Origin of the sequence: Nocardia sp. NPDC058058 (genome assembly GCF_042885355.1) — a bacterium.
Taxonomy (GTDB): domain Bacteria; phylum Actinomycetota; class Actinomycetes; order Mycobacteriales; family Mycobacteriaceae; genus Nocardia.
In genome coordinates, this window is sequence record NZ_JBHVSA010000002.1 from 76,748 (window position 1) to 101,003 (window position 24,256).

At 67.0% G+C, this 24,256-nt stretch carries 27 protein-coding genes; 10 read left to right on the plus strand and 17 right to left on the minus strand.

Annotation, left to right across the window (positions count from 1 at the left end):
- Positions 1 to 819 (minus strand): maleylpyruvate isomerase family mycothiol-dependent enzyme, encoded by an 819-nt coding sequence (locus tag ACFVUS_RS15500; protein WP_387765834.1) that lies wholly within the window; start codon positions 817 to 819, stop codon positions 1 to 3.
- Entirely contained in the window at positions 816 to 1,265 is a 450-nt protein-coding gene (locus ACFVUS_RS15505) for an HIT family protein (RefSeq protein ID WP_387765837.1), read from the minus strand. Before ACFVUS_RS15505 ends, ACFVUS_RS15500 begins: the two co-directional genes overlap by 4 nt.
- A 328-nt stretch (positions 1,266 to 1,593) precedes the next feature.
- Here ACFVUS_RS15505 and ACFVUS_RS15510 point away from each other — a divergent pair, with 328 nt between their 5' ends.
- The 5 genes from ACFVUS_RS15510 to ACFVUS_RS15530 all read left to right on the plus strand — a co-directional run bounded on the left by ACFVUS_RS15510 (position 1,594) and on the right by ACFVUS_RS15530 (position 5,962).
- Positions 1,594 to 2,712: a Re/Si-specific NAD(P)(+) transhydrogenase subunit alpha gene (locus ACFVUS_RS15510; protein ID WP_387765840.1), complete on the plus strand. Its 1,119-nt coding sequence runs from the start codon at positions 1,594 to 1,596 to the stop codon at positions 2,710 to 2,712.
- Positions 2,712 to 3,029, plus strand: a complete 318-nt coding sequence (locus ACFVUS_RS15515; RefSeq protein ID WP_153805792.1) for an NAD(P) transhydrogenase subunit alpha — start codon at positions 2,712 to 2,714, stop codon at positions 3,027 to 3,029. The genes ACFVUS_RS15510 and ACFVUS_RS15515 overlap by 1 nt, the downstream gene beginning before the upstream one ends.
- A gap of 3 nt (positions 3,030 to 3,032) precedes the next feature.
- The gene (locus ACFVUS_RS15520) at positions 3,033 to 4,454 is read left to right on the plus strand and encodes an NAD(P)(+) transhydrogenase (Re/Si-specific) subunit beta (protein ID WP_387765844.1); all 1,422 of its coding nucleotides are present in this window, start codon (positions 3,033 to 3,035) and stop codon (positions 4,452 to 4,454) included.
- 62 nt (positions 4,455 to 4,516) lie between these two features.
- The gene (locus ACFVUS_RS15525; RefSeq protein WP_387765847.1) at positions 4,517 to 5,092 is read left to right on the plus strand and encodes a TetR/AcrR family transcriptional regulator; all 576 of its coding nucleotides are present in this window, start codon (positions 4,517 to 4,519) and stop codon (positions 5,090 to 5,092) included.
- An 81-nt stretch (positions 5,093 to 5,173) separates the two neighbouring features.
- On the plus strand, positions 5,174 to 5,962 hold the full coding sequence (locus ACFVUS_RS15530) for an SDR family oxidoreductase (RefSeq protein WP_387765850.1): 789 nt from the start codon (positions 5,174 to 5,176) through the stop codon (positions 5,960 to 5,962).
- A gap of 68 nt (positions 5,963 to 6,030) precedes the next feature.
- Here ACFVUS_RS15530 and ACFVUS_RS15535 read toward each other — a convergent pair whose 3' ends face one another.
- Both ACFVUS_RS15535 and ACFVUS_RS15540 read right to left on the minus strand, forming a co-directional pair.
- A complete protein-coding gene (locus ACFVUS_RS15535; RefSeq protein ID WP_364646293.1) occupies positions 6,031 to 6,351 on the minus strand; it encodes a co-chaperone GroES in 321 nt (106 codons plus the stop codon).
- A gap of 45 nt (positions 6,352 to 6,396) precedes the next feature.
- Entirely contained in the window at positions 6,397 to 7,008 is a 612-nt protein-coding gene (locus tag ACFVUS_RS15540; RefSeq protein ID WP_387765854.1) for a TetR family transcriptional regulator, read from the minus strand.
- A 189-nt stretch (positions 7,009 to 7,197) separates the two neighbouring features.
- On the opposite strand from ACFVUS_RS15540, the gene ACFVUS_RS15545 reads away from it, so the two are divergent.
- The gene (locus tag ACFVUS_RS15545) at positions 7,198 to 8,661 is read left to right on the plus strand and encodes an MFS transporter (RefSeq protein WP_387765857.1); all 1,464 of its coding nucleotides are present in this window, start codon (positions 7,198 to 7,200) and stop codon (positions 8,659 to 8,661) included.
- Between the two features lie 143 nt (positions 8,662 to 8,804).
- Here ACFVUS_RS15545 and ACFVUS_RS15550 read toward each other — a convergent pair whose 3' ends face one another.
- On the minus strand, positions 8,805 to 10,508 hold the full coding sequence (locus tag ACFVUS_RS15550; protein WP_387765860.1) for a metallophosphoesterase: 1,704 nt from the start codon (positions 10,506 to 10,508) through the stop codon (positions 8,805 to 8,807).
- 192 nt (positions 10,509 to 10,700) lie between these two features.
- On the opposite strand from ACFVUS_RS15550, the gene ACFVUS_RS15555 reads away from it, so the two are divergent.
- Positions 10,701 to 12,020, plus strand: coding sequence for an FAD-binding oxidoreductase (locus ACFVUS_RS15555; RefSeq protein WP_387769882.1), 1,320 nt, complete (start codon positions 10,701 to 10,703; stop codon positions 12,018 to 12,020).
- Between the two features lie 46 nt (positions 12,021 to 12,066).
- Positions 12,067 to 12,357: a GNAT family N-acetyltransferase gene (locus tag ACFVUS_RS15560; RefSeq protein ID WP_364646280.1), complete on the plus strand. Its 291-nt coding sequence runs from the start codon at positions 12,067 to 12,069 to the stop codon at positions 12,355 to 12,357.
- Here the strand turns inward: ACFVUS_RS15560 and ACFVUS_RS15565 are convergent.
- Positions 12,354 to 12,683, minus strand: a complete 330-nt coding sequence (locus ACFVUS_RS15565; protein WP_364646277.1) for a hypothetical protein — start codon at positions 12,681 to 12,683, stop codon at positions 12,354 to 12,356. The genes ACFVUS_RS15560 and ACFVUS_RS15565 overlap by 4 nt on opposite strands.
- Before the next feature lie 200 nt (positions 12,684 to 12,883).
- Entirely contained in the window at positions 12,884 to 13,300 is a 417-nt protein-coding gene (locus tag ACFVUS_RS15570) for a RidA family protein (RefSeq protein ID WP_387765865.1), read from the minus strand.
- Between the two features lie 134 nt (positions 13,301 to 13,434).
- On the opposite strand from ACFVUS_RS15570, the gene ACFVUS_RS15575 reads away from it, so the two are divergent.
- Positions 13,435 to 14,289 carry a helix-turn-helix transcriptional regulator gene (locus ACFVUS_RS15575; RefSeq protein WP_387765868.1) on the plus strand — a complete coding sequence of 285 codons (855 nt, stop codon included), beginning with the start codon at positions 13,435 to 13,437 and terminating at the stop codon, positions 14,287 to 14,289.
- Between the two features lie 97 nt (positions 14,290 to 14,386).
- Here the strand turns inward: ACFVUS_RS15575 and ACFVUS_RS15580 are convergent, their stop codons facing one another.
- The 4 genes from ACFVUS_RS15580 to ACFVUS_RS15595 form a co-directional block, all read right to left on the minus strand.
- Positions 14,387 to 15,544, minus strand: a complete 1,158-nt coding sequence (locus ACFVUS_RS15580) for an acyl-CoA dehydrogenase (protein ID WP_364646274.1) — start codon at positions 15,542 to 15,544, stop codon at positions 14,387 to 14,389.
- 172 nt (positions 15,545 to 15,716) lie between these two features.
- On the minus strand, positions 15,717 to 16,385 hold the full coding sequence (locus ACFVUS_RS15585) for a TetR family transcriptional regulator (RefSeq protein ID WP_387765872.1): 669 nt from the start codon (positions 16,383 to 16,385) through the stop codon (positions 15,717 to 15,719).
- 35 nt (positions 16,386 to 16,420) lie between these two features.
- The gene (purE, locus tag ACFVUS_RS15590; protein WP_387765875.1) at positions 16,421 to 16,924 is read right to left on the minus strand and encodes a 5-(carboxyamino)imidazole ribonucleotide mutase; all 504 of its coding nucleotides are present in this window, start codon (positions 16,922 to 16,924) and stop codon (positions 16,421 to 16,423) included.
- Complete coding sequence (locus tag ACFVUS_RS15595) at positions 16,917 to 18,140, minus strand: 5-(carboxyamino)imidazole ribonucleotide synthase (protein ID WP_387765878.1); 1,224 nt, start codon at positions 18,138 to 18,140, stop codon at positions 16,917 to 16,919. Before ACFVUS_RS15595 ends, purE begins: the two co-directional genes overlap by 8 nt.
- Positions 18,141 to 18,203: 63 nt before the next feature.
- Here ACFVUS_RS15595 and ACFVUS_RS15600 point away from each other — a divergent pair, with 63 nt between their 5' ends.
- On the plus strand, positions 18,204 to 18,746 hold the full coding sequence (locus tag ACFVUS_RS15600; RefSeq protein WP_364646265.1) for a GtrA family protein: 543 nt from the start codon (positions 18,204 to 18,206) through the stop codon (positions 18,744 to 18,746).
- A 98-nt stretch (positions 18,747 to 18,844) separates the two neighbouring features.
- On the opposite strand, the gene ACFVUS_RS15605 is transcribed toward ACFVUS_RS15600, so the two are convergent.
- From ACFVUS_RS15605 to ACFVUS_RS15630, 6 genes are all read right to left on the minus strand, one after another.
- Positions 18,845 to 20,203: a sensor histidine kinase gene (locus tag ACFVUS_RS15605; protein WP_387765882.1), complete on the minus strand. Its 1,359-nt coding sequence runs from the start codon at positions 20,201 to 20,203 to the stop codon at positions 18,845 to 18,847.
- Entirely contained in the window at positions 20,200 to 20,889 is a 690-nt protein-coding gene (locus ACFVUS_RS15610) for a response regulator transcription factor (RefSeq protein ID WP_387765885.1), read from the minus strand. The genes ACFVUS_RS15605 and ACFVUS_RS15610 overlap by 4 nt, the downstream gene beginning before the upstream one ends.
- Before the next feature lie 59 nt (positions 20,890 to 20,948).
- Complete coding sequence (locus ACFVUS_RS15615; RefSeq protein WP_387765889.1) at positions 20,949 to 21,335, minus strand: hypothetical protein; 387 nt, start codon at positions 21,333 to 21,335, stop codon at positions 20,949 to 20,951.
- 118 nt (positions 21,336 to 21,453) lie between these two features.
- Complete coding sequence (locus tag ACFVUS_RS15620; protein WP_364646252.1) at positions 21,454 to 22,773, minus strand: HAMP domain-containing sensor histidine kinase; 1,320 nt, start codon at positions 22,771 to 22,773, stop codon at positions 21,454 to 21,456.
- A gap of 153 nt (positions 22,774 to 22,926) precedes the next feature.
- Positions 22,927 to 23,604: a response regulator transcription factor gene (locus ACFVUS_RS15625; RefSeq protein ID WP_364646249.1), complete on the minus strand. Its 678-nt coding sequence runs from the start codon at positions 23,602 to 23,604 to the stop codon at positions 22,927 to 22,929.
- A gap of 9 nt (positions 23,605 to 23,613) precedes the next feature.
- Entirely contained in the window at positions 23,614 to 24,150 is a 537-nt protein-coding gene (locus ACFVUS_RS15630; RefSeq protein WP_387765893.1) for a PH domain-containing protein, read from the minus strand.
- Between the last annotated feature and the right edge of the window lie 106 nt (positions 24,151 to 24,256).

Here is a 24,256-nt window from a genome sequence, read left to right on the forward strand (position 1 = left end):
TCAGATGGTGAAGGTCAGGCCGCGAACCAGGCGGTTGCCGAGTTCGATGTCACCGGCGATGGTGAATTCGCCGGTGTGCGCGTCCGCGGTGGTGCGCCCGCCGCGCAAGCGCGCGAACAATCCGGAATCCAGGGTGAGCACGACATCGGCAGGGCCGTCCAGGATTTCGACCAGGTTCGCCCTGCCGCCGACCACCGCGACATGCAGGGTGCGTGCCACCGGCCCGGTCAGCTCGAAGGTGACGCGCGCGCCCTCGGGAGCGCCGCCGCCTTTCACCACCGCCCGGCCGAGGCCGAAAATCACTTCGGGGAAGGCGGTTTCGGCCCGCACCCCGCCCTCGTCGATCGAAACGCCCAGGGCGTCGGCGATATCCAGCGTGTGCATCCAGCAGTCGAAGACCCGAATGCGCATGAACCGGCCGTAGGGCGTCATGCCCACCGGGGACGGCCCGGGTTCGGCCCATGCCTCGGGAGAGAGCCCCGCGAGGGTCTTCAGCCGCCCGGCGGTGACCTGATGGAATCGCTCCAGCAGTTCAGACCCGGGCAGCGGTCGCAGCGAGGCGATCCACTTCTCGTTGAGCGCGCCGATCGCATTGTGAATATGGTCGCCGCCGACCTCCAGATCCGGGGTCGGCTCGCCCGCCAGCAGCGATTCGGTGCCGGTGATGTGCGCGAGCACATCGAACACGGTCCAGCCCGGCAGCGGCGAGGACACCCGCCAGCGCTGTTCGGGGAGTCCGTCCACTAGCCGGGTGAGCTGGTCCCACTGGTCGGACAGGGCGGCGATGATCGCCGTCTGGTCCGGCACCGTGTCGGTCATGCGTGGGTTTCCCTTTCCTCGGCGGCGAGCCGGTCCAAGCCGGTGCGAATCGCGGCGGCCGTATGTTCCATATCGTGCGGGCGGCGCAGCACGAACCCCTTCGCGAAGGTGAAGGTGTCGCCGGTCTGGCGCGGGATCACGTGCAGGTGCACGTGATGCACGGTCTGGAAGGCGGCCTTGCCGTCATTGATCAGCAGGTTCGCACCGTCTGCCGGAAAGTCGCTGCGCCGCATGGCCTTGGCGAGCCGATGCCCGCCCGCGAAGAGTTGCGCACCGAGCGCCGGATTCAGATCGTCCAGGTCGGAGGCGTGGTTTTTGGGGATCACCAGCGTATGCCCGCGGGTGATGGGCCGGATATCGAGAAACGCCAGGAGGATGTCGTCCTCGAAGATCTTGGTCGCGGGCGCGTCGCCCGACACGATCCGACAGAATACGCAGCCGCTCACCCGCCAGACATTACGGCGTAAAAGTGATGCGCGACACCCCTGCGAGCGGCGCGTGCCCGTTCACCTGGATACACACCTACCAGTAGGTAGCGCACCGCGTCGTGCGCTCTTGTGGCTGTTCGCAACGCCGCCGACCATGGAGTTGTCCAGTTTTCCCGCGACCCCATGTGATGCCTATCTCCGCTACGCTCACCGCGAAGCAGGTACAGTTGCGAGAATTCTCACGAACTTACTCACAAGTAAGTTCGGCCCACCGTTTGGACCGGTGACACGGCCCATCAGGAAGTACCGGGTGGCCCGGGCTCACCACGAGAAGGAAGTTTGACAAGTGGACACAACGCAGAGCGCCGAGACAGCTGCGCCCCGCGGTGCGCGTGTCGGCGTGGTTCGCGAGACCAACGCGGACGAACGACGTGTCGCATTGGTGCCGAAGATCATTCCGTCGCTGCTGAAGCAGGGCGTGGAAGTGGTCGTCGAGTCCGGTGCCGGTCTGGGCGCGCTCATTCCTGACGAAGCCTACGTCGAGGCGGGCGCCACCATCGGCGATCCGTGGAACACCGATGTGGTCGTCAAGGTCGCGCCCCCCAACGACGCCGAGATCGCCAAGCTTTCGAGTGGTCAGACGCTCATCGGCTTCCTCGCACCCCGCAACGCCGACACCAAGATCGGCGCATTGAAGGCCGCCGGCGTGCAAGCCTTTGCGGTGGAAGCGATTCCGCGCATCTCCCGTGCCCAGGTCATGGACGCGCTCTCCTCGCAGGCCAATGTCGCCGGTTACAAGGCCGTACTGCTGGCGGCGTCGGAGTCCACCCGCTTCTTCCCAATGCTCACCACCGCCGCGGGCACCGTGAAGCCCGCGACCGTACTGGTGCTCGGCGTGGGTGTGGCCGGTCTCCAGTCGCTGGCCACGGCCAAGCGCCTGGGCGGCCGGACCACCGGGTACGACGTGCGCCCCGAGGTCGCCGATCAGGTGCGCTCGGTCGGTGCGCAGTGGCTCGACCTCGGCATCGACGCCGCCGGTGAAGGCGGTTACGCGCGTGAGCTTTCCGAGGAAGAGCGCGCCCAGCAGCAGACCGCGCTGGAGAACGCCATCAAGGGCTTCGACGTGGTCATCACCACCGCGCTGGTGCCCGGGCGTCCCGCCCCGCGCCTGGTCACCGCCGCCGCGGTCGAGGGTATGAAGCCCGGCAGCGTCATCATCGATATGGCGGGCGAGACCGGCGGCAACTGCGAGCTCACCGAGCCCGGCAAAACGATTGTGCGCCACGGCGTCACCATCGCCTCGCCGCTGAACCTCCCGGCCACCATGCCCGAGCACGCCTCCGAGCTGTACTCCAAGAACATCTCGGCGCTGCTGGAACTGATGTTGAAGGACGGTGCGCTCGCACCCGACTTCAGCGATCAGGTGCTGGCCGATTCCTGCGTCACCCGTGAGGTGGAAGCCTGATGTACACCGAACTTCTCGCGAATATCGCGATCCTGGTGCTGTCCGGGTTCGTGGGCTTCGCCGTCATCTCCAAGGTGCCCAACACCCTGCACACCCCGCTGATGTCCGGCACCAATGCCATTCACGGCATCGTCGTGCTGGGTGCGCTGGTGGTGTTCGGCAAGATCGAGCACCCCTCGGTGCTCATGCAGATCATCCTGTTCGTCGCGGTCGTGTTCGGCACGCTGAACGTCATCGGCGGCTTCGTGGTCACCGACCGCATGCTCGGCATGTTCAAGGCCAAGAAGCCTGCTGCGCAAGAGAAGGCGGACAAGTAAGCCATGGACAATCTGGTCAATATTCTCTACATCGTCGCGTTTGCGATGTTCATCTACGGTCTGATGGGCCTGACCGGCCCGAAGACCGCGGTGCGCGGCAACCAGATCGCCGCGGTCGGCATGTTCATCGCCGTCATCGCGACGTTCATCTCCATCCGCGATACCAATAACTGGATCATCATCATCGCCGGTCTGGTGGTCGGCATCGGCCTGGGCGTGCCCCCGGCCCGCTTCACCAAGATGACCGCCATGCCGCAGCTCGTCGCCGCGTTCAACGGCGTCGGCGGTGGCACCGTGGCACTCATCGCGTGGGCGGAATTCCTGGAGACCAAGGGCTTTTCGGACTTCCCCGCCGGTGAGCAGCCGACCGCGCACATCGTGATCGCCTCGCTGTTCGCGGCGGTCATCGGCTCGGTGTCGTTCTGGGGCTCGGTCATCGCGTTCGCCAAGCTGCAGGAACTGCTGTCCGGCCGCCCGATCAGCGTGGGCAAGCTACAGCAGCCGCTGAACCTATTGCTGCTCGCGGGCGCCATCGCGGCCGCGGTGGTCATCGGTATCGGTGCGACCAAAGACGGTGTGCCGCAGTACTGGATGATCCTGGTGCTGGTGCTCGCGGGCATCCTGGGCCTGATGGTCGTGCTGCCCATCGGTGGCGCGGATATGCCGGTCGTCATCTCGCTGCTCAACGCGCTCACCGGTTTGTCCGCCGCCGCAGCGGGTTTGGCGCTGAACAACACCGCCATGATCGTCGCGGGCATGATCGTCGGCGCGTCCGGCACCATCCTGACCAACCTGATGGCCAAGGCCATGAACCGGTCCATCCCCGCCATCGTCGCGGGCGGATTCGGCGGTGGCGGAACGGCTCCCGGCGCGTCGGGTGACGGTGAGCAGAAGCAGGCCAAGGCCACTTCCGCCGCGGACGCCGCGATCCAGATGGCGTACGCCAACCAGGTCATCGTGGTCCCCGGCTACGGTATGGCCGTGGCCCAGGCCCAGCACGCGGTCAAGGAGATGGCGGCGCTGCTCGAGGCCAAGGGCGTCGAGGTCAAGTACGCGATTCACCCGGTCGCCGGTCGTATGCCGGGCCATATGAACGTGCTGCTGGCCGAGGCCGAGGTCTCGTACGACGCCATGAAGGAAATGGACGATATCAACGGCGAATTCAGCCGCACCGATGTCGCCCTGGTGATCGGCGCGAACGATGTCACCAACCCGGCCGCCCGTGAGGACGCGTCCTCGCCGATCTACGGCATGCCGGTGCTGGATGTGGACAAGGCCAAATCGGTCATCGTGCTCAAGCGCTCGATGAACTCCGGCTTCGCCGGTATCGACAACCCGCTGTTCTACGCCGACACCACCTCGATGCTGTTCGGCGATGCCAAGAAGTCCGTCGGTGCGGTCACCGAGGAACTGAAGGCGCTCTAGGGTTCTCCCGCTGAAATACCCCGTTCTTGACCTCAAGGTACAGAACGGGGTATTTTCATGCCATGGGACGGCCACGCAACTTCGAAGCGGACACCGTGGTGGAGCGCGCGATGGAGACGTTCTGGACCAACGGCTACGCCAATACCTCACCCGCACAGCTCGCCGAGGCCACCGGACTCGGAAAAGGCAGCCTCTACAACGCCTTCGGCAGTAAACGCGAGCTGTTCGACAGGGCTCTCGAGCATTACGACCGCCAAGGCGGCGAGCTCATCACCGCGGTGCTGAGCCAACCCGGGAGCACCCGTGACCGGCTGCGCGCCTGGCTGCGATTCGTGGTGGATACCGATCTCGCGCAGGCACATCGGCGCGGCTGCCTGGTCGCGAACACGGCGTTGGAATTGGCCGGGCATGACGCCGTTGCCGCCCGCGCGGTGGACGCGTCACAGCAGCGCATGATCTCGGCGCTCACGGCGCGCATCGACCAGGGCCGCCGGGACGGCGATGTGCGGAATGAGATCGATGCGCGGGGCTACGCGGAGTTCGTACAGAACACCGTTGTGGGACTGCGCATTACCGCCAAGACCGCCGACGCCGCGACGCTGTATCGGATTATCGACACCGCACTGAACACCCTCTGAAACACCCATAACCACGGGCCGCGCGAGCGACCCGTATTTTTCCGCACTCATTTTTGACCTTAAGTTCAAGAAAGGCACATCATGGATCTCGGACTGCACGGCAAGACCGCACTCGTCACCGGCGCCAGCCGGGGCATCGGGCTCGCCGTCGCCGAAGCGCTCGCCGATGCGGGCGTGCGCGTGGCGGGTGTCGCGCGCACCATCACCCCGGAACTCGAAAAGGTGGCGACCGCAACCGTTTCCGCCGATCTCAGCACCGCCGCCGGAGCCACCGCCGCGGTGCGGTCGGCACTGACCGAACTCGGCGGGATCGATATCCTGATCAACAACGCCGGCGGCGGCGACGGCGATAAGCTCGGCCTCGAGGGCGTCCTCGACATTCCCGACGAGCAGTGGCGAAACCTGTTCGACCTCAACCTGTTCGGCGTCGTGGCCGTCACCCGTGCGGCATTGCCGAGCCTTATCGAACGGCGCGGGGCCATCGTGACGGTCTCCTCGATCAACGCGCAGCTGCCCGCCGGCGGACCGGTCGGCTACAGCGAGGCCAAATCCGCGCTGACCGCGTTCAACAAACGACTCAGCGAGGAATTCGGGCCGCGGGGCGTGCGAGTCAACACGGTATCCCCCGGCGTGGTCGGCACCGCCATCTGGCGCGGACCCGACAGCGTCGGGGCCAAGCTCGCGCACGCCAACGGCCTTGCCCAGGAACAATTCCTCGATGCCGTCCCCGAACAATTCGGCATCGCGTCGGGCCGCATCACCGAAGCCGGAGAGGTCGCGGCGCTGATCGCCTTCCTGGCCTCGGGACTGGCCGGGAATATCGTCGGCGCGGACATCGTCATCGACGGCGGGACCATCAAGACGCTCTGAACCCGACGCCGCGCGTCATGACCGATGGCCCGTGCTCCGAAACGGCACGGGCCGTACCGATTTCCGGGTCAGAGGTACAGGCCGGTGCCGTGTTCGGCCTGTTCGTTGGCGACCGCGTGGATATCGCGTTCGCGCAGTACGTAATACGCCTGCGCCTGGATCTCGACCTCGTACTGGTCGTCGGCGCTGAAGAGCACCTGATCGCCGACCTTGATGGCGCGCACGTGTGAGCCGACGCCGCACACCTCACCCCAGGACAGGCGTTTGGCCACCTGGGCCGTAGCCGGAATGAGAATGCCCCCGCTGCTGCGACGCTCGCCCGCGTCCTGATTGAGCTTGACCATGACGCGGTCGTGCAGCATTTGGATTTCGAGCTTGGGATCGGGCACGGCGACACTGTACTGCGGCGCGGTTACCGAGCCGGGACCGACCGGTCAGGTGCTCGGACCGGGCGCGGCGGCATCGTGCTGCGGGGCGACCACGCGGCGGATGGCGTCCTTGGTCCACTTGCGCACCAGTTCCGGATCGCCGTCCTCACCGAGGGAGAACTCGGCGACCTGCGGGACCGCGAGCGGGTAGTTGATCATGCTCATCAGCAGCATGATGACGTGGCCGGACGGCATATCCTTGCGGATCAGGCCCTTCTCCTGCGCCACTTCGACTTTGGCGCGCTTCTCCAGATAGCGGCCGCAGCGCAGCTCACCCGCCGAGGCGTTCTCCGCGCCCAGTTCCAGGGCCTCCCACATGAGCAGGCGCAGCAGTTCGGGATGCTCGCGGTGGTAGTCCAGATGCTGATCGATCCAGGTATCCAGATCCTCGATATCGGTGGTGACCGAGGCCGCCACATCGAGCATGGTCTTCTCCAGCACCTGCCGGAACAGCAGTTCCTTATCGCCGAAGTAGGCGTAGATGAGCTGTTTATTGGCCTTGGCATTGCGGGCGATGCGATCGACCCGGGCACCGGCGATGCCGTGCGCGGCGAACTCCTCGGTGGCGGCGGCGAAAATCCGCGCCTTCGTCGCCTCCGGATCCCTGACTGCTGCCATGCCGCCAATCATAACCAACTGAGTAGTTGACAGGGCTGTAGCGAGTGGAATACTTTCAACTAACCAGTTGGTTATGACCTTCGCGAAAGGTGAGGGGAAGTTCCGGGGGCAGGCCCCCGAACCCCCGACCTCGGTGCAATGGCGCGCCGCACGTTCTGCTCAATTCCTGTTCCACGTTCGGAGAACGACGTGACCATCATCGAAAGCCGTACCGCCACAGCGGTTTCCGCATCATCGACCGACGTCGCCGGGGCATTCCCGAATCGGTGGCGGGTGCTGCCGGTCATCCTCACCGCCATGTTCATGGCCATGTTCGACTACTTCGTCATCAATGTGGCGGCGTCGTCGCTGCAACACGATCTGCACGCCGGGGAAGCCGCGCTCGAATTGGTGGTCGGCGGATACGGGTTCGCCTATGCCAGCGGGCTCATCACCGGCGGACGCTTCGGCGATCTGTTCGGGCATCGGCGCATGTTCGTCATCGGGATGCTGGCGTTCGCCGCCGCATCGCTGCTCTGCGGGCTCGCCTGGAGCGCCTGGTCGCTGGTGGGATTCCGAGTGCTACAGGGGATTACGGCCGCCGCGATGGTGCCGCAGATGCTGGCGCTGATCAACACCATGTTCCCGCCCGCCGAACGGGCCAAGGCCATGGCGGCGTTCGGCGCGACCGTCGGACTGGGCGCGGTCTCGGGGCAGGTGCTGGGCGGGGTGCTGCTCGATCTCGACCTGTTCGGGTGGGGCTGGCGGACCATCTTCTTCATCAACCTGCCGATCGGGGTGATCGCGGCGCTGCTGGCGGCGCGGTGGCTGCCCCGGCACGAGCAGACCCATCGGCCGAGGCTGGATCCGATTGGTGCGCTGGGGATCTCGGCGGCGCTCGCACTGGTGCTGGTGCCGGTGACGCTGGGACGGCCCGAGGGCTGGCCGGTGTGGACCTGGGTGTCCATGGCCGCGGCATTGCCGGTATTGCTGCTGACCCTGCGCTACGAGGCCGCGCTGACTCGGCGCGGCGGACAACCGGTGCTCGATACCGCACTCATCCGCGAGCGGGTGTTCGCGGCGGGCATGGTGATCTCCGGCGGCTACCTGGCGTTCTTCGCGGGCTTCATGCTCTGCCTGACGCTGCTGCTGCAGAACGGGCTCGGCATGTCACCGCTGGCGGCCGGACTCACCTTCGCGCCCTTGGGAATCGCCTTCGCCACCAGCTCGCTGTTCGCCCGCAAGGTGGCCGAGCGGATCGGCAATCGGGTCATGGTGCTGGGCACCGGCATCAGCTTCACCGGGCTGGCGCTCACCGTCGGCGTGCTGGGTTGGTACGGATCGTCCATCACCGCATGGACCCTGATTCCGGGCATGGTGCTGGTCGGCATCGGGAACGGGATGACCATTCCGTCGGCCATCGGCGCGGTGCTGTCGTCCGGGATCCCGGCGCATCAGGCCGGCATGGCGGCGGGAGTGCTCACCACCGCGCAGCAGTTCGGAAACGCCATCGGCGCAACGGTTCTCGGCACCATCTTCTTCAGCGCGCTCGGCGGGGCGCATGATCTAGGCAGTTCGGTGCACGCCATGGAGATCGCGGCGCTGGCGGCGCTGGGGATCGTAGCGGTGGTGCTCGGGGCCGCATTCACACTGCCGCGCAGCACAACCCGATAGGCGACGGATCCCTCGTCATCCCGGCGCGTTTTTGGCCGGGATCCACACCCTCAGCGCATGTACGCGGTGTGTGGATCCCGGCCGAAAGCATGCCGGGATGACGGAGGGAATCGTCTGCCCCGCTTGGGTTTCCGGGGTGACGGCTAGCCGCGGACCTGGCGGCGGTAGGTGACCTTGTCGAATTCGCGGCCGTATTCGTCGACGGCGATCACGTCCATCTCGCTGGAGAAGAAGCCGGGGCGGACGTCGACGCGGATGAAGGAGTAGTTGCGGAAGCGGACGCGGGACCACGGGGCGGCCTCGTCGGTCTTCGCGCCGCCGGAGTTCCAGACGTAGCTGTTCGGGACGGCGGTGTCGGGCACCTCGTTGCCGCGGTAGCTCTCCTGCGAGCCGGGCTGGAAGCCGTAGCGGGGGCGGCCGCCACCGCCCACGGTGTAGTAGACGGTGCCGTCGGTGTCCGGGTAGACGATGGAATTGTCGCCCGCCGCCTTGCTCGGCACGCCTCCGCGAATCGGGTCGGTGCGCTCGAAGACATGATTGTGGCCCTGGAGAACGAGATCCACCTGGTAGCGGTCGAACAGCGCGCACCAGGCGGCGCGCACTCCCCCGTCGCTGGCATGCGAATCGGTGGTGGAGTAGGCGCAGTGGTGGAAGAAGCAGACGATGAAGTCGATATCCGGATTCGAGCGGTAGCGCGCGAGAGTGCTTTCCACCCAGCTGTTCTGGGCTCCACCCGAGTAGCCGGTGTTCGCGCCGATCTCGTAGGAGACGTCATTGGCGTCCAGCGACAGCACCGCGACATTGCCGTAGGTGAAGGAGTACGCGGACGGGCAGCCCGCCGGGCCGTTGCCCGGGAAGTCGAGGCGCGCGAGATGTCCGCCGTACCCGTGCGTGTTGTAGGCGGCCTCCATATCGTGGTTGCCGGTGGCGAACATCCACGGGGTGGTCGAGGCGCTCGATTCGATCGCGCCGAAGTACACGTCCCAGACATAGGGATTGAACTTGTCGAAACCGCTCGCGGGGGTCCCGCCCGAGGCGACGTACTGCGGGCTCTTACCCGCACCGGACGGATCGGCGTAGGCGATGTCACCGGCCAGCACGTGGAAATCCGGTCGGGCGGCGACGATTTGGCGCATGACGTTCTCGGTGTGCCGGACGGTCGGCTCATTGTCCGGCTTGTAGTACATATCGTCGTAGTCGCCCGGGGCGAGACCGGCGGGCTGCCCCGGGGTGTCGTCCGCGCCCTGATCACCCATCATGGTGAAGCGGAAGGGCAGTACGGCCGCGCGCGCGGTGGGCATGGCGGTGGACGCCGAGCGCACATCGCCCGCGAAACCGTCCGAGGTGCGCCAGCGGTAGAAGTGCGGCAGGCGGCCGGGCAGGCCGTCCAGTGGTGCGTGCACGTAGAACTGTTCCGCCGCAAGCACTCCCCCGTCGGCGCTGGGGATCTGGGTGACCAGATTGCGCACCTCGGCCTCGACGGTGCCACCCAGCGCCGGTGTCGCGCCGTGATCCAGGAAAACCTTGGCGGCACCGGGATTACGGGAAAGCTGCGCCGAAAAGCGCAGTTGCGTAGTCGAATCCGCGCCGAAGCCGACATGGCGGCCCGCCACGCCCAGCGGGGCGTCATCGGCGTAGGCGCGGGCGGCGAACGGCGATGCGCCCACCCCCGCCACCGCCGCGGCGGCCGCGGAGCCGAGCAGGAAGTTCCGGCGCGAGACCGCGTGGCGGCGCAGATAGGCGCGATGCCAGTCATGCTGCTCGGCCATGGTCATCTGGGCGGCGAGTCGCGCGGGGATACCGGTATCCGGAACGTCACCGGCGGGGTTGAGCGGTGTGGACGGCATGAGTTCGCATGCTGTCGGATAAGAGTGTGCGCGGCAATCACCCTGGCACCCCGACACGGAGAACAATCGGTAAATAGTGCCAATAATCGCGACTAATCGGACACGCACCCCGTGCGGGCGCCCATCACGTAGCTTTCAACTGTGAACTCGGACACCGATCTCGACTCGCTCCGCGTCCTGCTCCCGGACGGCATGCTCGTCACCGATCCCGATGTGCTCGGGGCCTACCGGCAGGATCGGGCATTCGATCCGGACGCCGCGCTCGCGCTGGCGCTGGTGCGGCCCGCGACCACCGAACAGGTGGCGGCGGTGGTGCGCTGGGCACACGAGCATCGGGTGCCGATCGTGCCGCGCGGGGCGGGCACCGGACTCTCGGGCGGGGCCACCGCGCAGGCCGGGGCGCTGGTGCTGAGCACCGAGAAGATGCGCGAGATCAGCGTCGACCCGGTCACCCGGACCGCCGTCGTACAGCCGGGGCTGCTGAACGCCGAGGTGAAAAGAGCTGTCGCGGAACAGGGCCTGTGGTATCCGCCGGATCCGTCCTCATTCGAGATCTGTTCCATCGGCGGCAACGCGGCCACCAACGCGGGCGGGCTGTGCTGTGTGAAGTACGGCGTCACCACCGATTACGTGCTCGGTATGCAGGTCGTGCTGGCGGACGGCACCGCGGTGCGACTGGGCGGTCCGCGCCTGAAGGATTCGGCGGGGCTCTCGCTCACCAAACTGTTCGTGGGCAGTGAGGGGACGCTCGGCATCATCACCGAACTCACCCTGCGGCTGCTGCCCGCGCAGCCGCCGCAGTCGACGGTGGTGGCGAGTTTCCCGACGCTCGGCGGGGCGATGGAGGCGATTCTCGCCATCACCGGGGCGTTGCGGCCGTCCATGCTGGAATTCATGGATTCGGTCGCCATCAACGCGGTCGAGGACGAATTGCGCATGGGGCTCGATCGGTCGGCCGCCGGGCTGCTGGTGGCGCGGTCGGACGCGCCGGGCGAATACGCCGGGCACGAGGCCGACATCATGCTCGCCGCCTGCGAAAAGGCCGGGGCGAGCGAGGCTTTCCGGACCGACGATCCCGAGGAGGGCGAAGCATTCTGCGCCGCACGGCGATTCGCCATACCGGCGGTGGAACGCAAAGGGCCGCTGTTGCTCGAGGATGTCGGGGTGCCGCTGCCCCGGCTCGGCGATCTGGTGCACGGCATCGCCGATATCGCGCGCGAACGGCAGGTGCTCATCTCGGTGATCGCGCACGCGGGGGACGGCAACACCCACCCGCTGATCGTGCACGATCCGAATGATCCAGCCGAATCCGAGCGCGCGCACCTGGCGTTCGGCGAGATCATGGATCTGGCGATCGGGCTGGGCGGCACCATCACCGGGGAACACGGGGTGGGACGGCTGAAGAAAGCGTGGCTGCCCGATCAGCTCGGTCCGGATGTGATGGCGCTCACGCGCCGGGTCAAGGACGCGCTGGATCCGCACGGGATACTGAATCCGGGCGCGGTCATCTGACCCGCCGCCCGGAACAATCCGCAGCGCGAGGGAGTTTTCACCGACCATGAGTACCCGGCTGGAACACAATGTCGACGACACCCGCTACGAGATCTACCTCGATGACACCCTCGCGGGCTACGCCGACTACGCCGAGCGCGTGGACGGCGACAAGAAGACCCTCGACATCCAGCACACCCTCACCTTCCCCGAGTTCCGGGGCCGCGGCGTGGCCGCACAGGTCGTCGAGTTCGCGTTGAACGACGCACGCGCCCAGGGCTTCTCGATCATTCCGACCTGCTGGTATGTGGAGAAGTACATCGGCTCACATCCCGAATACGCCGATCTGGTCGGCTAATTCGACCGATTGCCCTCGGGTCGCTGCGCCCGCCACACCAGGAACTGCCGATCCCCGGTGCTCACCATGGCCTCGACGACCTTCTCGTTGTCGAACCCGGGTAGCCGCTGCAATCGCGCCAGGAACGCGGTGTCGGCGGCGGAATGCGGTACCACGCATCCCTTACCGGTGGCCCCGATCAGCACGAAGAAAACATCTTCGGCGAACGGCCCATCGGCCGTGGTGATAATGCGCACCTCCGCCAGCTCCCGCCACGCGACTTCCTCAACCCGTCCGTCCGCGAGGGTCCGCCGGACGAAGGTGTCGGTGATTTCGACTCCGGCCATGGCTCCATAGTGCCCCCGCTTTCCCACTTCGAACAGTCTTGAAACCTCTTATTTCCCAGACCAACACACAACGTTCGAGGCCAAACCCTTGCAACACCCGGGAATTGGGGGCAACTCGGACATCGGACACGCGCAAACGCGCCGCCGTCCCACCCGCGCCGCCCCGCCGCCCGCGCCACCGAGGAGCAGCAGCGGATCGGTCAGCCGGGGTGGACCATCGCGATGACCTCGACCTCGATCTGCCAATCGGGTTGGGCCAGGGCCGCGACCTGCAGCAAGGTGTCGGCGGGGTAGGGCTCGGACAGGAATTCTCCGCGCAGGGTGATCACGTGCTGGAGGTTGGCGGGCATATCGGTGACGAAGATGCCCACCTTCACCACATCGCTGAAATCGGCCCCGGCCTCGGCCAATACCCGCTGCACATTGCGGAAGGCCTGGCGGCCCTGTTCGAGGAAACCGCCGGGGACGGTACGGCCGTCCTCGGTGAAACCGGCCTGGCCGGAGACGTAGATCATGCCGTTCACGGTGATCGCCTGGGAGATGCGGTACGGGTGGTACCAGTCGGGGGTGGTGGCGACCTTCTCGATACCCGGGGTGCGGGCAGTGGGGGCAGACATGGCGAAATCCGTTCTCGTGCTTGGAGACTGTGTCGATCAACAGCCTCATCGATCACGAACGTCCGGACCAGAACCTGTATTTCCGAGGTCCGGGCAACCTCGGTCCAGCAAACCCACCCTAAGATTCGGTACTCGTGGACACCTCTCAGCAACTCGGCGATTTCCTGAGCTCCCGGCGTGCCCGGCTGCAGCCGCAGGATGTCGGACTGCCGTACTACGGCACCCGCCGCCGCGTGCCCGGGCTGCGCCGCGAGGAGCTCGCCCAGCTCGCCGGGGTCAGCGCCGACTACTACGCGCGGCTGGAACAGGGGCGGCTCGACAATGTGTCGTTCACCGTGCTGGATGCCGTGGCGACCGCGCTGCGGCTCAGCGATGACGAGCGCGGCTATCTATATCAACTGGCGCATCCGCCCGCACCCGGCGAGGAGCCCACAGCACCGGCGCTGCGGCCTGCCCTGCACGCGCTGCTGGCCGCGCTGGAGCAGGTTCCGGCGTACATCGTCGGGCACCACACCAATATCCTCGGCTGGAATCACGCCGCCACCGTGCTTTTCGGCATCGACTTCGCCACCCTGCCCGGGCCGCAACGCAATTGGGCGCATCTGGTGCTGCTGGATCCGCGGCTGCGGACGCTGCTCGCGGGCGAACAATCCGTTATCGCCCGGCAGATCACCCATGATCTGCGCATGCGGCTGGCGCACCGCCCCGGCGATTCGGAACTGCGTGATCTGGTCGACCGAATGCGTTCGTCCAGTGCGCAATTCGACGAACTGTGGAGCAGTCACGATGTCGTCGGCGTCGCGCACGGGGTCTACCACTTCCGGCATCCCGAGGTCGGGCCGATCTCCCTCGACTACGAATTCCTGCCCCTCACAGCGGATCCCGGCGTTCGCGCCTTGATCACCTACACCATCGCACCCGGCGAAGCGGGTCAGCGGGCGCTGCGCGAGCTCATCACGCGCTCACTGCGTTTCGGCGACACGGTCTGAACAGCGTTCCACCCGAACCGTTTTCCCTCCGGAAACGCCGAAGGCGGCCCGAGTAGCACTCGGACCGCCTTGCGGGATATCAGGTACGGCGCGAAGGTCAGCGCAGGATCTGACGCGACATCACCAGACGCTGAATCTGGTTGGTGCCCTCGTAGATCTGGGTGATCTTGGCATCACGCATCATGCGCTCCACCGGGAAATCGGTGGTGTAGCCCGCGCCGCCGAACAGCTGCACGGCGTTGGTGGTGACCTCCATGGCCACATCCGAGGCGAAGCACTTGGCGGCTGCGGAGATGAACCCGAGGTTCTTCTCGCCACGCTCGGCGCGCGCGGCCGAGGTGTACACCATCAGGCGCGCGGCCTCGACCTTCATCGCCATATCGGCGAGCATGAACTGGGTGTTCTGGAAGTCCGCGATGGCCTTGCCGAACTGCTTGCGGTCCTTGGTGTACGCGATGGCCGCGTCCAGGGCACCCTGTGCCAGGCCGACGGCCTGCGCGCCGATGGTCGGGCGGGTGTGATCCAGGGTCTGCAGCGCGGTCTTGAAACCGGTGCCGGGCTCGCCGATGATGCGATCGCCGGGCACCTTGCAGTTCTCGAAGTACAGCTCGGCGGTGGGCGAACCCTTGATGCCCAGCTTGTGCTCCAGCGGGCCGACGACGAAGCCCTCGTCATCCTTGTGCACCATGAACGCGGAGATGCCGTTCGCGCCCTTGTCGGCGTCGGTCACGGCCATGACGGTGTACCAATCGGACTTGCCGCCGTTGGTGATCCAGCACTTGGAGCCGTTGATGATCCAGCCGTCGCCGTCCGCCTTGGCGCGGGTGCGCATGGACGCGGCATCGGAACCGGCCTCACGCTCGGACAGCGCGTAGGACGCCATGCCGCCGTTGACGATGGTCGGCAGCACCTGCTGCTTGAGCTCCTCGGAGCCCTGCAGGATCAGGCCCATGGTGCCGAGCTTGTTGACCGCGGGGATCAGCGAGGAGGAACCGCAGACGCGCGCGACCTCTTCGATCACGATGCAGGTGGCGACCGAATCCGCGCCCTGGCCGCCGTAGGCGTCCGGCACGTGCACCGCGTTGAAACCGGCGGCGTTCAGCGCGGTCAGCGCCTCCTCCGGGAAGCGGGAGTTGCCGTCGACGTCCTTCGCGTACGGGGCGATCTCCTTCTCCGACAGCGCGCGAATCGCGCCGCGCAGCTCATCGTGGAAGTCCTCGAGCTTGAACAGATCGAAATCGGGATTGCCCGCCATGGATTCGTCTCCTGGTCGTTCGGATCGGATCGCCGCTGGAAGCCCAACCTTCCCAGCGTCTCGGCACTCAGTGCCATTCAAAGCAAAGTATACGCCGCGACAGCGCGGCCACGTGCGCTTAGTTCCCTATCAAACCGTGGCACGCAGTGTCATCTACGCCACTGCGCATCGGTCACAGCGTATCGAGACGACGCTGTAGAAGATCGGCGACCTGCCGAGACGGCATATCGCGCGGGAACACCGCCACCACCAATTGATCCGACGGCACCCCCGCCGGACGCTCGGCATCCCCCCGCGGCACCGTCGCCAGCGCCGCCCGCAGATCCGCCGGACTCGCATCGGACTCGCCGCGCACCATGCGCCGCAGCAGATAGTTGTGCGTGGCGGTCACCGCGGCCGTGAACTGCACCAGCGCCAGATCCGACTCGCCGCGCAACCGCGTCCGCAGATAGTCGGTGAACAGCCGCTCATACCGGAAAACGGTGACGATCTCCCGCTCCCGCAAGGTCGGCACCTGCCGCACCACCTGATACCGGCGCGCCGCCAATTCCCGCCACTGCGTGAACCTTTCGAACACCGCCACCACGGCCTCGAGCACCGCGTCCCACGGATCGCCCTGCGCGGCATCCAGATACGCCCGCGCCTGCGCCAGCTGCGATTCGTGATCGGCGAAGACCACATCCTCCTTCGACCGGAACTGCCGGAAGAAGGTGCGCCGCGAAATACCGGCCGCCTCCGCTATCTCATCGACAGTGGTTGCCTCATAACCCTTTTCGGCGAACAACCGGAGGGCATGATCGACAACCGTCAGGCGTCTGGCAGTAGCGTCGTCGGGGGCCACCTGCCCACCGTAGCCGGGTGGGCGCACGGATTCGGTCAGCCCAGCAGCTGGGTTCGCAGGGCCTGATCCTTTTCCAGGACCATCTTCTCCAGATCGGCCTGGAACTGCTCCATGCACCCGCGGAGTTCGGGATCGGCGGCGGCCAGGATGCGCACGGCCAGCAGACCGGCATTGCGCGCGCCGCCGATGGAGACCGTGGCCACCGGGACGCCGCCGGGCATCTGCACGATCGAGAGCAACGAGTCCATGCCGTCGAGGTGCTTGAGCGGGACCGGCACGCCGATCACCGGCAGCGCGGTCGCCGAGGCGACCATGCCCGGCAGATGCGCCGCGCCACCCGCGCCCGCGATGATCACCCGGAGGCCGCGACCGGCCGCCTCCTTGGCGTAATCGAGCATGCGCTGGGGGGTGCGGTGCGCCGAAACGACACCGACCTCGAAACGAATTCCGAACTCCGCCAACGCTTCCGCGGCGGCGACCATGGTCGGCCAGTCGGAGTCGCTGCCCATGATCAGGCCAACCTGTGCGGTCTCAGTCATGATGCGGATCCCATCCGTCGGTCCAAATCGCGTGCGACATCCAATGCGCCGCGCGCTCCGCTTTCTCGCGGGTGACGGCGACATCGTCGCCGAGGATATTGATGTGGCCGATCTTGCGATCGGGGCGCTCACCCTTGCCGTACAGGTGCACCTTCGCCTCGGGCAGGCGCGCGGCCAGGTGATGCAGGCGCTCGTCCATGGACATCTCCGGGGATTCGGCCGCACCGAGAATGTTCGCCATCACGGTCACCGGAGCCAGCGGCGCGGTGGAACCCAGCGGGTAATCCAGCACCGCGCGCAGATGCTGTTCGAACTGACCGGTGCACGCACCGTCCATACCCCAGTGCCCGGAATTGTGCGGCCGCATCGCCAGCTCGTTCACCAGCAGCTCACCGGAGTGCGTTTCGAACAGCTCCACGGCCATGACCCCGGTGACGCCGAGTTCGGCCGCCAGGCGCAAAGCCAGGGCACCGGCCGCGGTCGCGCGCTGCTCGGGCAGCGCGGGCGCGGGCGCGATCACCACGGCGCACTGACCGTTGCGCTGCACGGTCTCCACCACCGGCCAGGCCGCGGCCTGACCGAACGGGGACCGCGCCACCATGGCCGACAGTTCGCGAGCGAGATCCACCTTGGCCTCGGCCAGCAGCGAAACCCCGTGCGCCAGTTGATCGGTCACGATGCGCTCGGTCTCGGCGGCATCGGCGGGCATCCACACGCCGCGACCGTCATAACCACCGCGCACCGCCTTGAGCACGAACGGCCAGCCGTTCGCGTCACCGAACTCGACCGCGTCCGTGACCGATGTCACCTCGGTGAACGCCGGAATCGGCAGACCCAGCTCGGCCAGCTTGCGGCGCATGATCAGCTTGTCCTGCGCGAAGATCAGCGCGCTCGGCGGCGGCTGCACATTCACGCCCTCGGCGATCAACGCCTCCAGGTGCTCGGTCGGGACGCCCTCGTGATCGAAGGTCACCGCGTTCGAGCCGACGGCCGCCTTGCGCAGCGCCGCCAGATCCTGATGGCTGCCGAACACCACATCCGGGGTGACCTGCGCCGCCGGGTCGTCCGGCCGTTCGGCCAGCACGCGCAGCCGCTGCCCGAGGGCGATGGCCGCCTGATGGGTCATGCGCGCGAGCTGGCCGCCACCGATCATGGTGACGGTGGGCATCGCGGAGGAATCGAAGGAACGTGCGCTCACGTTCGTCAATGTTGTCATGGCACCGACCCCCTACAACCCGCGGGTTGCTCTCCGAGTCGGTAAGCGACGTAGACTCGGCTGGTGTCATTTGTCGACAAGGTCATAAACGTCCTGCCCACACCACTGCGGGACCTCGCCGACCGCCATTCCGAACTGCTGAAGTTCGCGATTGTCGGAGCGACGACCTTCGTTATCGATATCGGGATTTTCTACCTGCTGAAGTGGACCGTACTGGACACCAAGCCGACGATCGCCCGCATCCTGTCGGGCACCATCGCGGTCATCGTGTCGTACATCCTCAACCGCGAATGGACCTTCGACAAGCGCGGCGGGCGCGAGAAGCATCACGAGGCGCTGCTGTTCTTCGCGGTCAGCGGTATCGGCGTGCTGCTGGCCAGCCTGCCGCTGTACATCTCCAGCTATGTGTTCGATCTGCGGCAGCCGAACGTCAGCTTCACCGTGGAGAACATCGCCGACTTCTTCAGCGCGTTCATCATCGGAAATCTGCTGCAGATGGCATTCCGATTCTGGGCGATGCGGCGCTGGGTATTTCCGGATGAAATGAAAGAACTCGAAGAAGAGTTCGAGGATCTGGTCAACGAGGAACAACTCGGACATAGTTAGAGCCTGAAAAGATAGCGGCCCACAACCTTTCGGTTGTGGGCCGCGGTCGTATTCGGGGGTGGCGGGGCCCGCCGCGCCGAGAGCCGTGCCAGGCGGCGTCAGCCTCGGTCCACCACCAGGGTGACGGTCAGACGGGCACCGCCCAGCGGGCTGTCGGTGAGAGTGGCTGTGCCACCGTGCAAGCGGGCCTGCTGGGCCACCAGGGCCAGGCCCAGGCCGCTGCCCGGAGTGGGGCTGGCGCGGTGGAAGCGGTCGAAGACGCGCTCGCGTTCGGACTCGGGAACGCCGGTGCCGTCATCGTCGATGGTGAGGGTGGCGATGCCGTCGCTGCCGCGGGCGGCAATGTCGATTCGGCCGGCGGAGCCGTGCCGGACGGCATTGGTGATGGCGTTCTCGACCACCGAGCGCAGGCCCGCCGCCAGGCCGCGCAGTCGAATGGGTTCCACGCCTTCGGTTTCGATGGCGACACCCGGATTCATATGCAGCGCGTCGTCGACCACCTGATCGATGAGCTGGCCGAGATCGACGTCCTCCCAATCGGATTCGGTGGTGAGATCGCCGACGGCCAAGCGCTCCAGGGCATGCAGGGTGGCTTCGATCGCGGTTTGACCGGCCAGCACCTCGTCCAGGATCTCGGTGCGCTCGGACTCCGAGAGCGACATGGTGCGCAGGACTTGCAGATCGGTGCGCATGGCGGTCAACGGGGTTCGCAGTTCATGCGCGGCCGTGGCCGCGAAATCCCTTGCGGTGACCAGGGCTTCACTGGTGTGCCGCCGCTCGACCGCGATCCGGTCCAGCATGGTGTTCATGGCATCGGCCAATTCCCTTGTCTCACTTGCCACCGGACGCTTGGGCGGGTCCAATGCCAGCCGATCCCCCAGCCCGGCCGTCTCGGCGGTGAGACGGCGCAGCGGGGCCACCGCGCGCGAGGCGAAATACCAGCCGAGCAGGGCCGCCAGCGCCGTCGCCGCCACCCCGATGCCGATGATCCGGGTGCGCTGCTTGGTCGCGGAATCCGTTGCGACGGTGCGGGGTACGGCCACCACCACGGTCTTGCCCGCCACCGGGAAGGTGCGGGCGAACTCCACCGCGGTCGAGGAATCCGCAGCGGGGCCACGTTGCAGGTACAGCTCCGGACCGGGCGTCGCGGGCTCGGGTAGCGCATGCGCGCCCGGCACATCCGTCGTGACCAGCGGCGCGCTCGGATCCGTCGGCAACGCGGGCAGCGGCTGCGCCGGAGACAGCGCTATCGCATCCACCACCGACCCCACCTGCGTCTTGGCATCACTGCTCGCCACCGCGAACAACACCGTGCTCATCAGCGCCACCACCACGGCGGCGGTCGCGGCACTGGCAAGCGCGACACGAGTGCGCAGCGACAGCGGCCGCCGGGAGGTACCGGGTCCGCGCCGCCGAACCGAGCCGAACCGCTGCCGGATGCGAGCGAACCCGCTCACGCGTCGTCTCGCAGGACGAAGCCGACGCCGCGGACGGTGTGGATCAGGCGGGGACTGCCGGTGGATTCGATTTTGCGGCGCAGGTAGGAGACGAACACGTCGACCACTTTCGTCTGGGTTTCGAAGTCGTAGCCCCAGACGCGATCCAGCAGCTGGGCGCGGGTGAAGACCTGGCCGGGGGCGGCGGCCAGGGCGGCGAGCAGATCGAATTCGCGTTTGGTGAGATCGAGGCGGGCGTCATTGGCGAAGGCGCGGCGGGCACTCGGCTGAATAGTGAGGGGGCCCACCGTAATTCGATCCGCCTCGGACGCGGGCGCGGGGGCGCGGCGCAGCATGGCGCGCAAGCGCGCCACCAGTTCGCCGAGGTCGAACGGCTTCGTCAGATAGTCGTCGGCCCCGGCCTCCAGCGCCCCGATCCGATCGGTCACCTCCGCCCGCGCACTCAGCACGCAGATCGGAATATCGTTCCCGAACGACCGCAGCGCCGTCACCACCTGCACCCCGTCCAGCAGCGGCATATTCAGATCCAGCACCATCGCCTGCGGCGCGCTGGCGGTGATGCGCGCCAGCGCGGCGGCCCCGTCCGTCGCGGTCTCCACCTCGAAACCGGACAGCCGCAGCCCCCGCGCCACCGACGCCAGCACCCGCGCGTCATCGTCCACAACCAGAATCAGCGGACCACTCACAGCCCAGACCCTACTGACGCCACCCGTGCGAAAACTGTGAGCGAATCACCCGGAATTTCTCAGCCCGCGCTGCCGGTGGAGGGGGCGGGCAGGGCCGGGACGACCGGCGAGGCGGGATAGGTGTCGCGCGGGAGGATGGTGACGCCGTGCTGGCCGGGCTCGAGCGGGGTCGCGGGGATCGCGCCGGGGGGCAGCTGGCCCGGGCGGCCGCGCTGCACGGTGACATTGCCGTCGTCGTCCTTGGTCACCAGGATGGTTTCGGACGGGTCGGAGGGGAACTGCACATTCGGGTCCACCGGGATCGCCACGCCGGGGCGGGCCACCTCGCCGCCGGTCGCGTCCGGTTCGGCCGCATTGGCGACGGCCGGGGCGAGCAGCGCGGCGATCACGGCGACACCCGCGATACCGCCCGCGATCGCGCCGCGGCGAACTGTGGTCTTCTGCATGGCAACTCCTTCGGTTCGTCGGCGATCTCTCGCCGTTCTGTCTGACGAATCCGAAGGTATGGAGCAAGTTCTCAGCCCCGGCTAGCGAATGGTTAGGGAATCGATAGAGAACACGGTCTCAACGCGGTTCGGTAACTGGACCGTTGGGGGCGGGGCGGGGCGAGCCGCCACTGGAGCCGAGGAAGACGGCGAAGAGGGCGGGGCGGCGGCGCTGGAGTTCCATGCGGCCGCCGTCGGCCTCGATGAGGGCGCGAGCCAGGGCCAGGCCCACGCCGGTGGAGCCCGCGGCGGAGAAGCCGCGGTCGAAGATGTGCGGGGCCAATTCGTCTCGGACGCCGTCACCTTCGTCGGCCACCTCGACCACGACGAGGGGTTCGCGGGAAGCCAAGCCGCCGGTGACGGTGCGAACCGAGACGGTGCAGGTGCCGCCGCCGTGCATGAGGGCATTGTCGACCAGCACCGCGACCGCTTCGCGCAGCCGGGAACCGGTGACGGGGGCGCGCAGGGTGGGATCACCGAGCAGCACCAGTTTGCGGCCCGCTTCCGCGAAGGGGTGCCGCCATTCCGCCACCACCCCACGGAGTTCCGCGACGACCGGGACCGGATCACGGTCGGCCGCGCCTTCGTCCCGGGAGGCGCGCACCAATTCGTCGATGGCGTCGGTGAGCCGATCCACCTGTGCCATGGCCTCTTCCGCCTCGTGCACGACGGCGGGATCGTCATGGGTGGAGAGTTCGTCCAGCCGCAGCCGCACGGCGGTGAGGCGACTGCGCAGCTGATGCGACACATCGGCCACGAGGGCGTGCTCACGTTGCAGCCGACCCGCGATTTCCACTGTCGCGGAGTCCAATACGTCCGATACGCGATCGAGTTCGGTAATCCCGTGCCGCCGCGAATCCGCCCGGAAATCCCCCATCGCCAGCCGCGCGGCCCGCGCCGCCACATCCCGCAGCGGATCCGCCACCCGGCGCGCGGTCACCACCGCGACCGCGATACCCGCCCCGAGCGAGATCAGCACCAGCGCCGCGACCGCGCCGAGTGCCTGCCGCTGCATCGAATGCATCGGCGCGGCAGGGGTTTCCAGCCGCAGCGAGCCCGAGGTGCCCATGGCCAGCGATTCGGCCAGCGGATCGCGCACCTGATCCGCGCCCACATCGATGCGCGAGGCATTGTCCTGCGGCGTCGGATACACGATGGTGAGCCGCCCGTCCGGCGGTATCAGCGGCCGCACCGACCGCAGATCCAGCTCGCCGTGCACCAGGCCGTCATCGCGCTCCTGCGCCACCACCTCCACCGCGATCCGATCCAGGCGGTTGCGCAGCTCATTGCGGGAGATGTCCTCCACCCACTGCCAGGCCGTGAAGGCCAGTGGCACACCGAGAACCAGTGTGGTGAGGGTGAGCGCGGCCACCATCGACAGCAGGATTCTGCGTCTCATCGTCGAGATGCCTCGCTTCGCTCGGCGTTCGATACGGATACGCCACGGCGTCGGCCGACGCCACGGCACGGACCATCGGGTACGCCGGGGCGCGACCTGACTCGCGCGCTCTGGCGCAGGGGGGAGCATACGAAAAACCGGTCGCGGGAACCGCTAATCGGTGTTGAAGCGGAAGCCTACGCCGCGCACCGTCACGATCCGGCGCTCCGCCACCGGTCCCTCATCGCCGATTTTCCGGCGCAGCCAGGACATGTGCATATCCAGGGTTTTGGAGCCGCGCAGATCGGCGTCACCCCACACCTCGCGCAGGATGGTCTCGCGCGAAACCACCTGCCCGGCGCGGTCGATGAGCACCTTGAGCAGTTCGTACTCCTTGTTGGCCAGATTCACCTCGAGGCCGTTCACGAGTACGCGGCGCGCGGCGGGTTCGAGCCGGATTCCGCCCACCTCGACCGTTTCGTCCCCGATTCCGCTGCGCCGCAACAGGGCTCGCACCCGGGCGAGCAGTTCGGCGAGCCGGAAGGGTTTGCCGACATAGTCGTCCGCGCCGGCGTCCAGCCCGACCACGAAATCGACCTCGTCGGTGCGCGCGGTGAGCATCAGCACCGCGAGATCCGCCCCGCGCGCCCGCACCTGGCGGCACACCTCCAGACCATCCATACCGGGTAGTCCGAGATCGAGAATCAGCAGGTCATGGCCGCCCTCGAGGGCGCGTTCCAATACGGCGGGACCGTAGCTCTCCACGGTCACCGCATAGCCCTCACGCCCCAGCGCCCGCGACAGCGGCGCGGCAATGGCCTCGTCGTCTTCGGCCAGCAGTACAGCGGTCACGGAGCAAGCCTACGGGTAGGCGGGCGGGGAACCGTGATTGCGCGGATCGTTTTGCACCACATCGAAGACTTGGTGATAGAGCAGCGCGTGCACCTGCTGCACATGCGGAATGTCGTCGTACTCCAGCGGATCCTCCGACGCGGACCCGATGATGAGCGTTCCGGTGCCCAGCATTCGATCGAACAACCCATGCCGGAACTGCACATTCGAGATGCGGTTCATCGGAATGTCGATACCGGTGTGGGTGAGCACGCCCTGCCGGATCAGCACCCGCCGGTCGGTGATGATGAAATGCGTGGACTTCCAGCGAATCAGCGGGATGACGCTGCGCCACAACACAATCACCAGCCACAGCACGCCGATGCCGATCAACAGACCGGTCGCCACGTTGCCATTGGTATTGCGCGCGGCAACGCCCAACCCGAATCCGGCCAATGCGGTGATCAGGATGAAAGTTACAGCGGGCCAGAACAACATCTTCCAATGCGGATGACGATGTAGCACCAGCTGCTCCTCCGGCGCCAATGCTTCCTCTGGATAACCCATGTAAGCACCCTATCCCGCGGAGATGACAGAATGCCTCACGCCGAACAGCGGTCTGGCGCACAATCGTGCGGCATCCGCGTAGCATCGGCGACTCAGATCTGCCTTT

Excerpts from the sequence above, each read along its gene's own strand:
- ACFVUS_RS15500 (WP_387765834.1), bottom strand. The coding sequence starts at position 819 with ATGACCGACACGGTGCCGGACCAGACGGCGATCATCGCCGCCCTGTCC.
- ACFVUS_RS15515 (WP_153805792.1), top strand. The coding sequence starts at position 2,712 with ATGTACACCGAACTTCTCGCGAATATCGCGATCCTGGTGCTGTCCGGG.
- ACFVUS_RS15520 (WP_387765844.1), top strand. The coding sequence starts at position 3,033 with ATGGACAATCTGGTCAATATTCTCTACATCGTCGCGTTTGCGATGTTC.
- ACFVUS_RS15525 (WP_387765847.1), top strand. The coding sequence starts at position 4,517 with ATGGGACGGCCACGCAACTTCGAAGCGGACACCGTGGTGGAGCGCGCG.
- ACFVUS_RS15530 (WP_387765850.1), top strand. The coding sequence starts at position 5,174 with ATGGATCTCGGACTGCACGGCAAGACCGCACTCGTCACCGGCGCCAGC.
- ACFVUS_RS15540 (WP_387765854.1), bottom strand. The coding sequence starts at position 7,008 with ATGGCAGCAGTCAGGGATCCGGAGGCGACGAAGGCGCGGATTTTCGCC.
- ACFVUS_RS15550 (WP_387765860.1), bottom strand. The coding sequence starts at position 10,508 with ATGCCGTCCACACCGCTCAACCCCGCCGGTGACGTTCCGGATACCGGT.
- ACFVUS_RS15555 (WP_387769882.1), top strand. The coding sequence starts at position 10,701 with ATGCTCGTCACCGATCCCGATGTGCTCGGGGCCTACCGGCAGGATCGG.
- ACFVUS_RS15560 (WP_364646280.1), top strand. The coding sequence starts at position 12,067 with ATGAGTACCCGGCTGGAACACAATGTCGACGACACCCGCTACGAGATC.
- ACFVUS_RS15565 (WP_364646277.1), bottom strand. The coding sequence starts at position 12,683 with ATGGCCGGAGTCGAAATCACCGACACCTTCGTCCGGCGGACCCTCGCG.
- ACFVUS_RS15570 (WP_387765865.1), bottom strand. The coding sequence starts at position 13,300 with ATGTCTGCCCCCACTGCCCGCACCCCGGGTATCGAGAAGGTCGCCACC.
- ACFVUS_RS15580 (WP_364646274.1), bottom strand. The coding sequence starts at position 15,544 with ATGGCGGGCAATCCCGATTTCGATCTGTTCAAGCTCGAGGACTTCCAC.
- purE (WP_387765875.1), bottom strand. The coding sequence starts at position 16,924 with ATGACTGAGACCGCACAGGTTGGCCTGATCATGGGCAGCGACTCCGAC.
- ACFVUS_RS15595 (WP_387765878.1), bottom strand. The coding sequence starts at position 18,140 with ATGACAACATTGACGAACGTGAGCGCACGTTCCTTCGATTCCTCCGCG.
- ACFVUS_RS15615 (WP_387765889.1), bottom strand. The coding sequence starts at position 21,335 with ATGCAGAAGACCACAGTTCGCCGCGGCGCGATCGCGGGCGGTATCGCG.
- ACFVUS_RS15620 (WP_364646252.1), bottom strand. The coding sequence starts at position 22,773 with ATGAGACGCAGAATCCTGCTGTCGATGGTGGCCGCGCTCACCCTCACC.
- ACFVUS_RS15630 (WP_387765893.1), bottom strand. The coding sequence starts at position 24,150 with ATGGGTTATCCAGAGGAAGCATTGGCGCCGGAGGAGCAGCTGGTGCTA.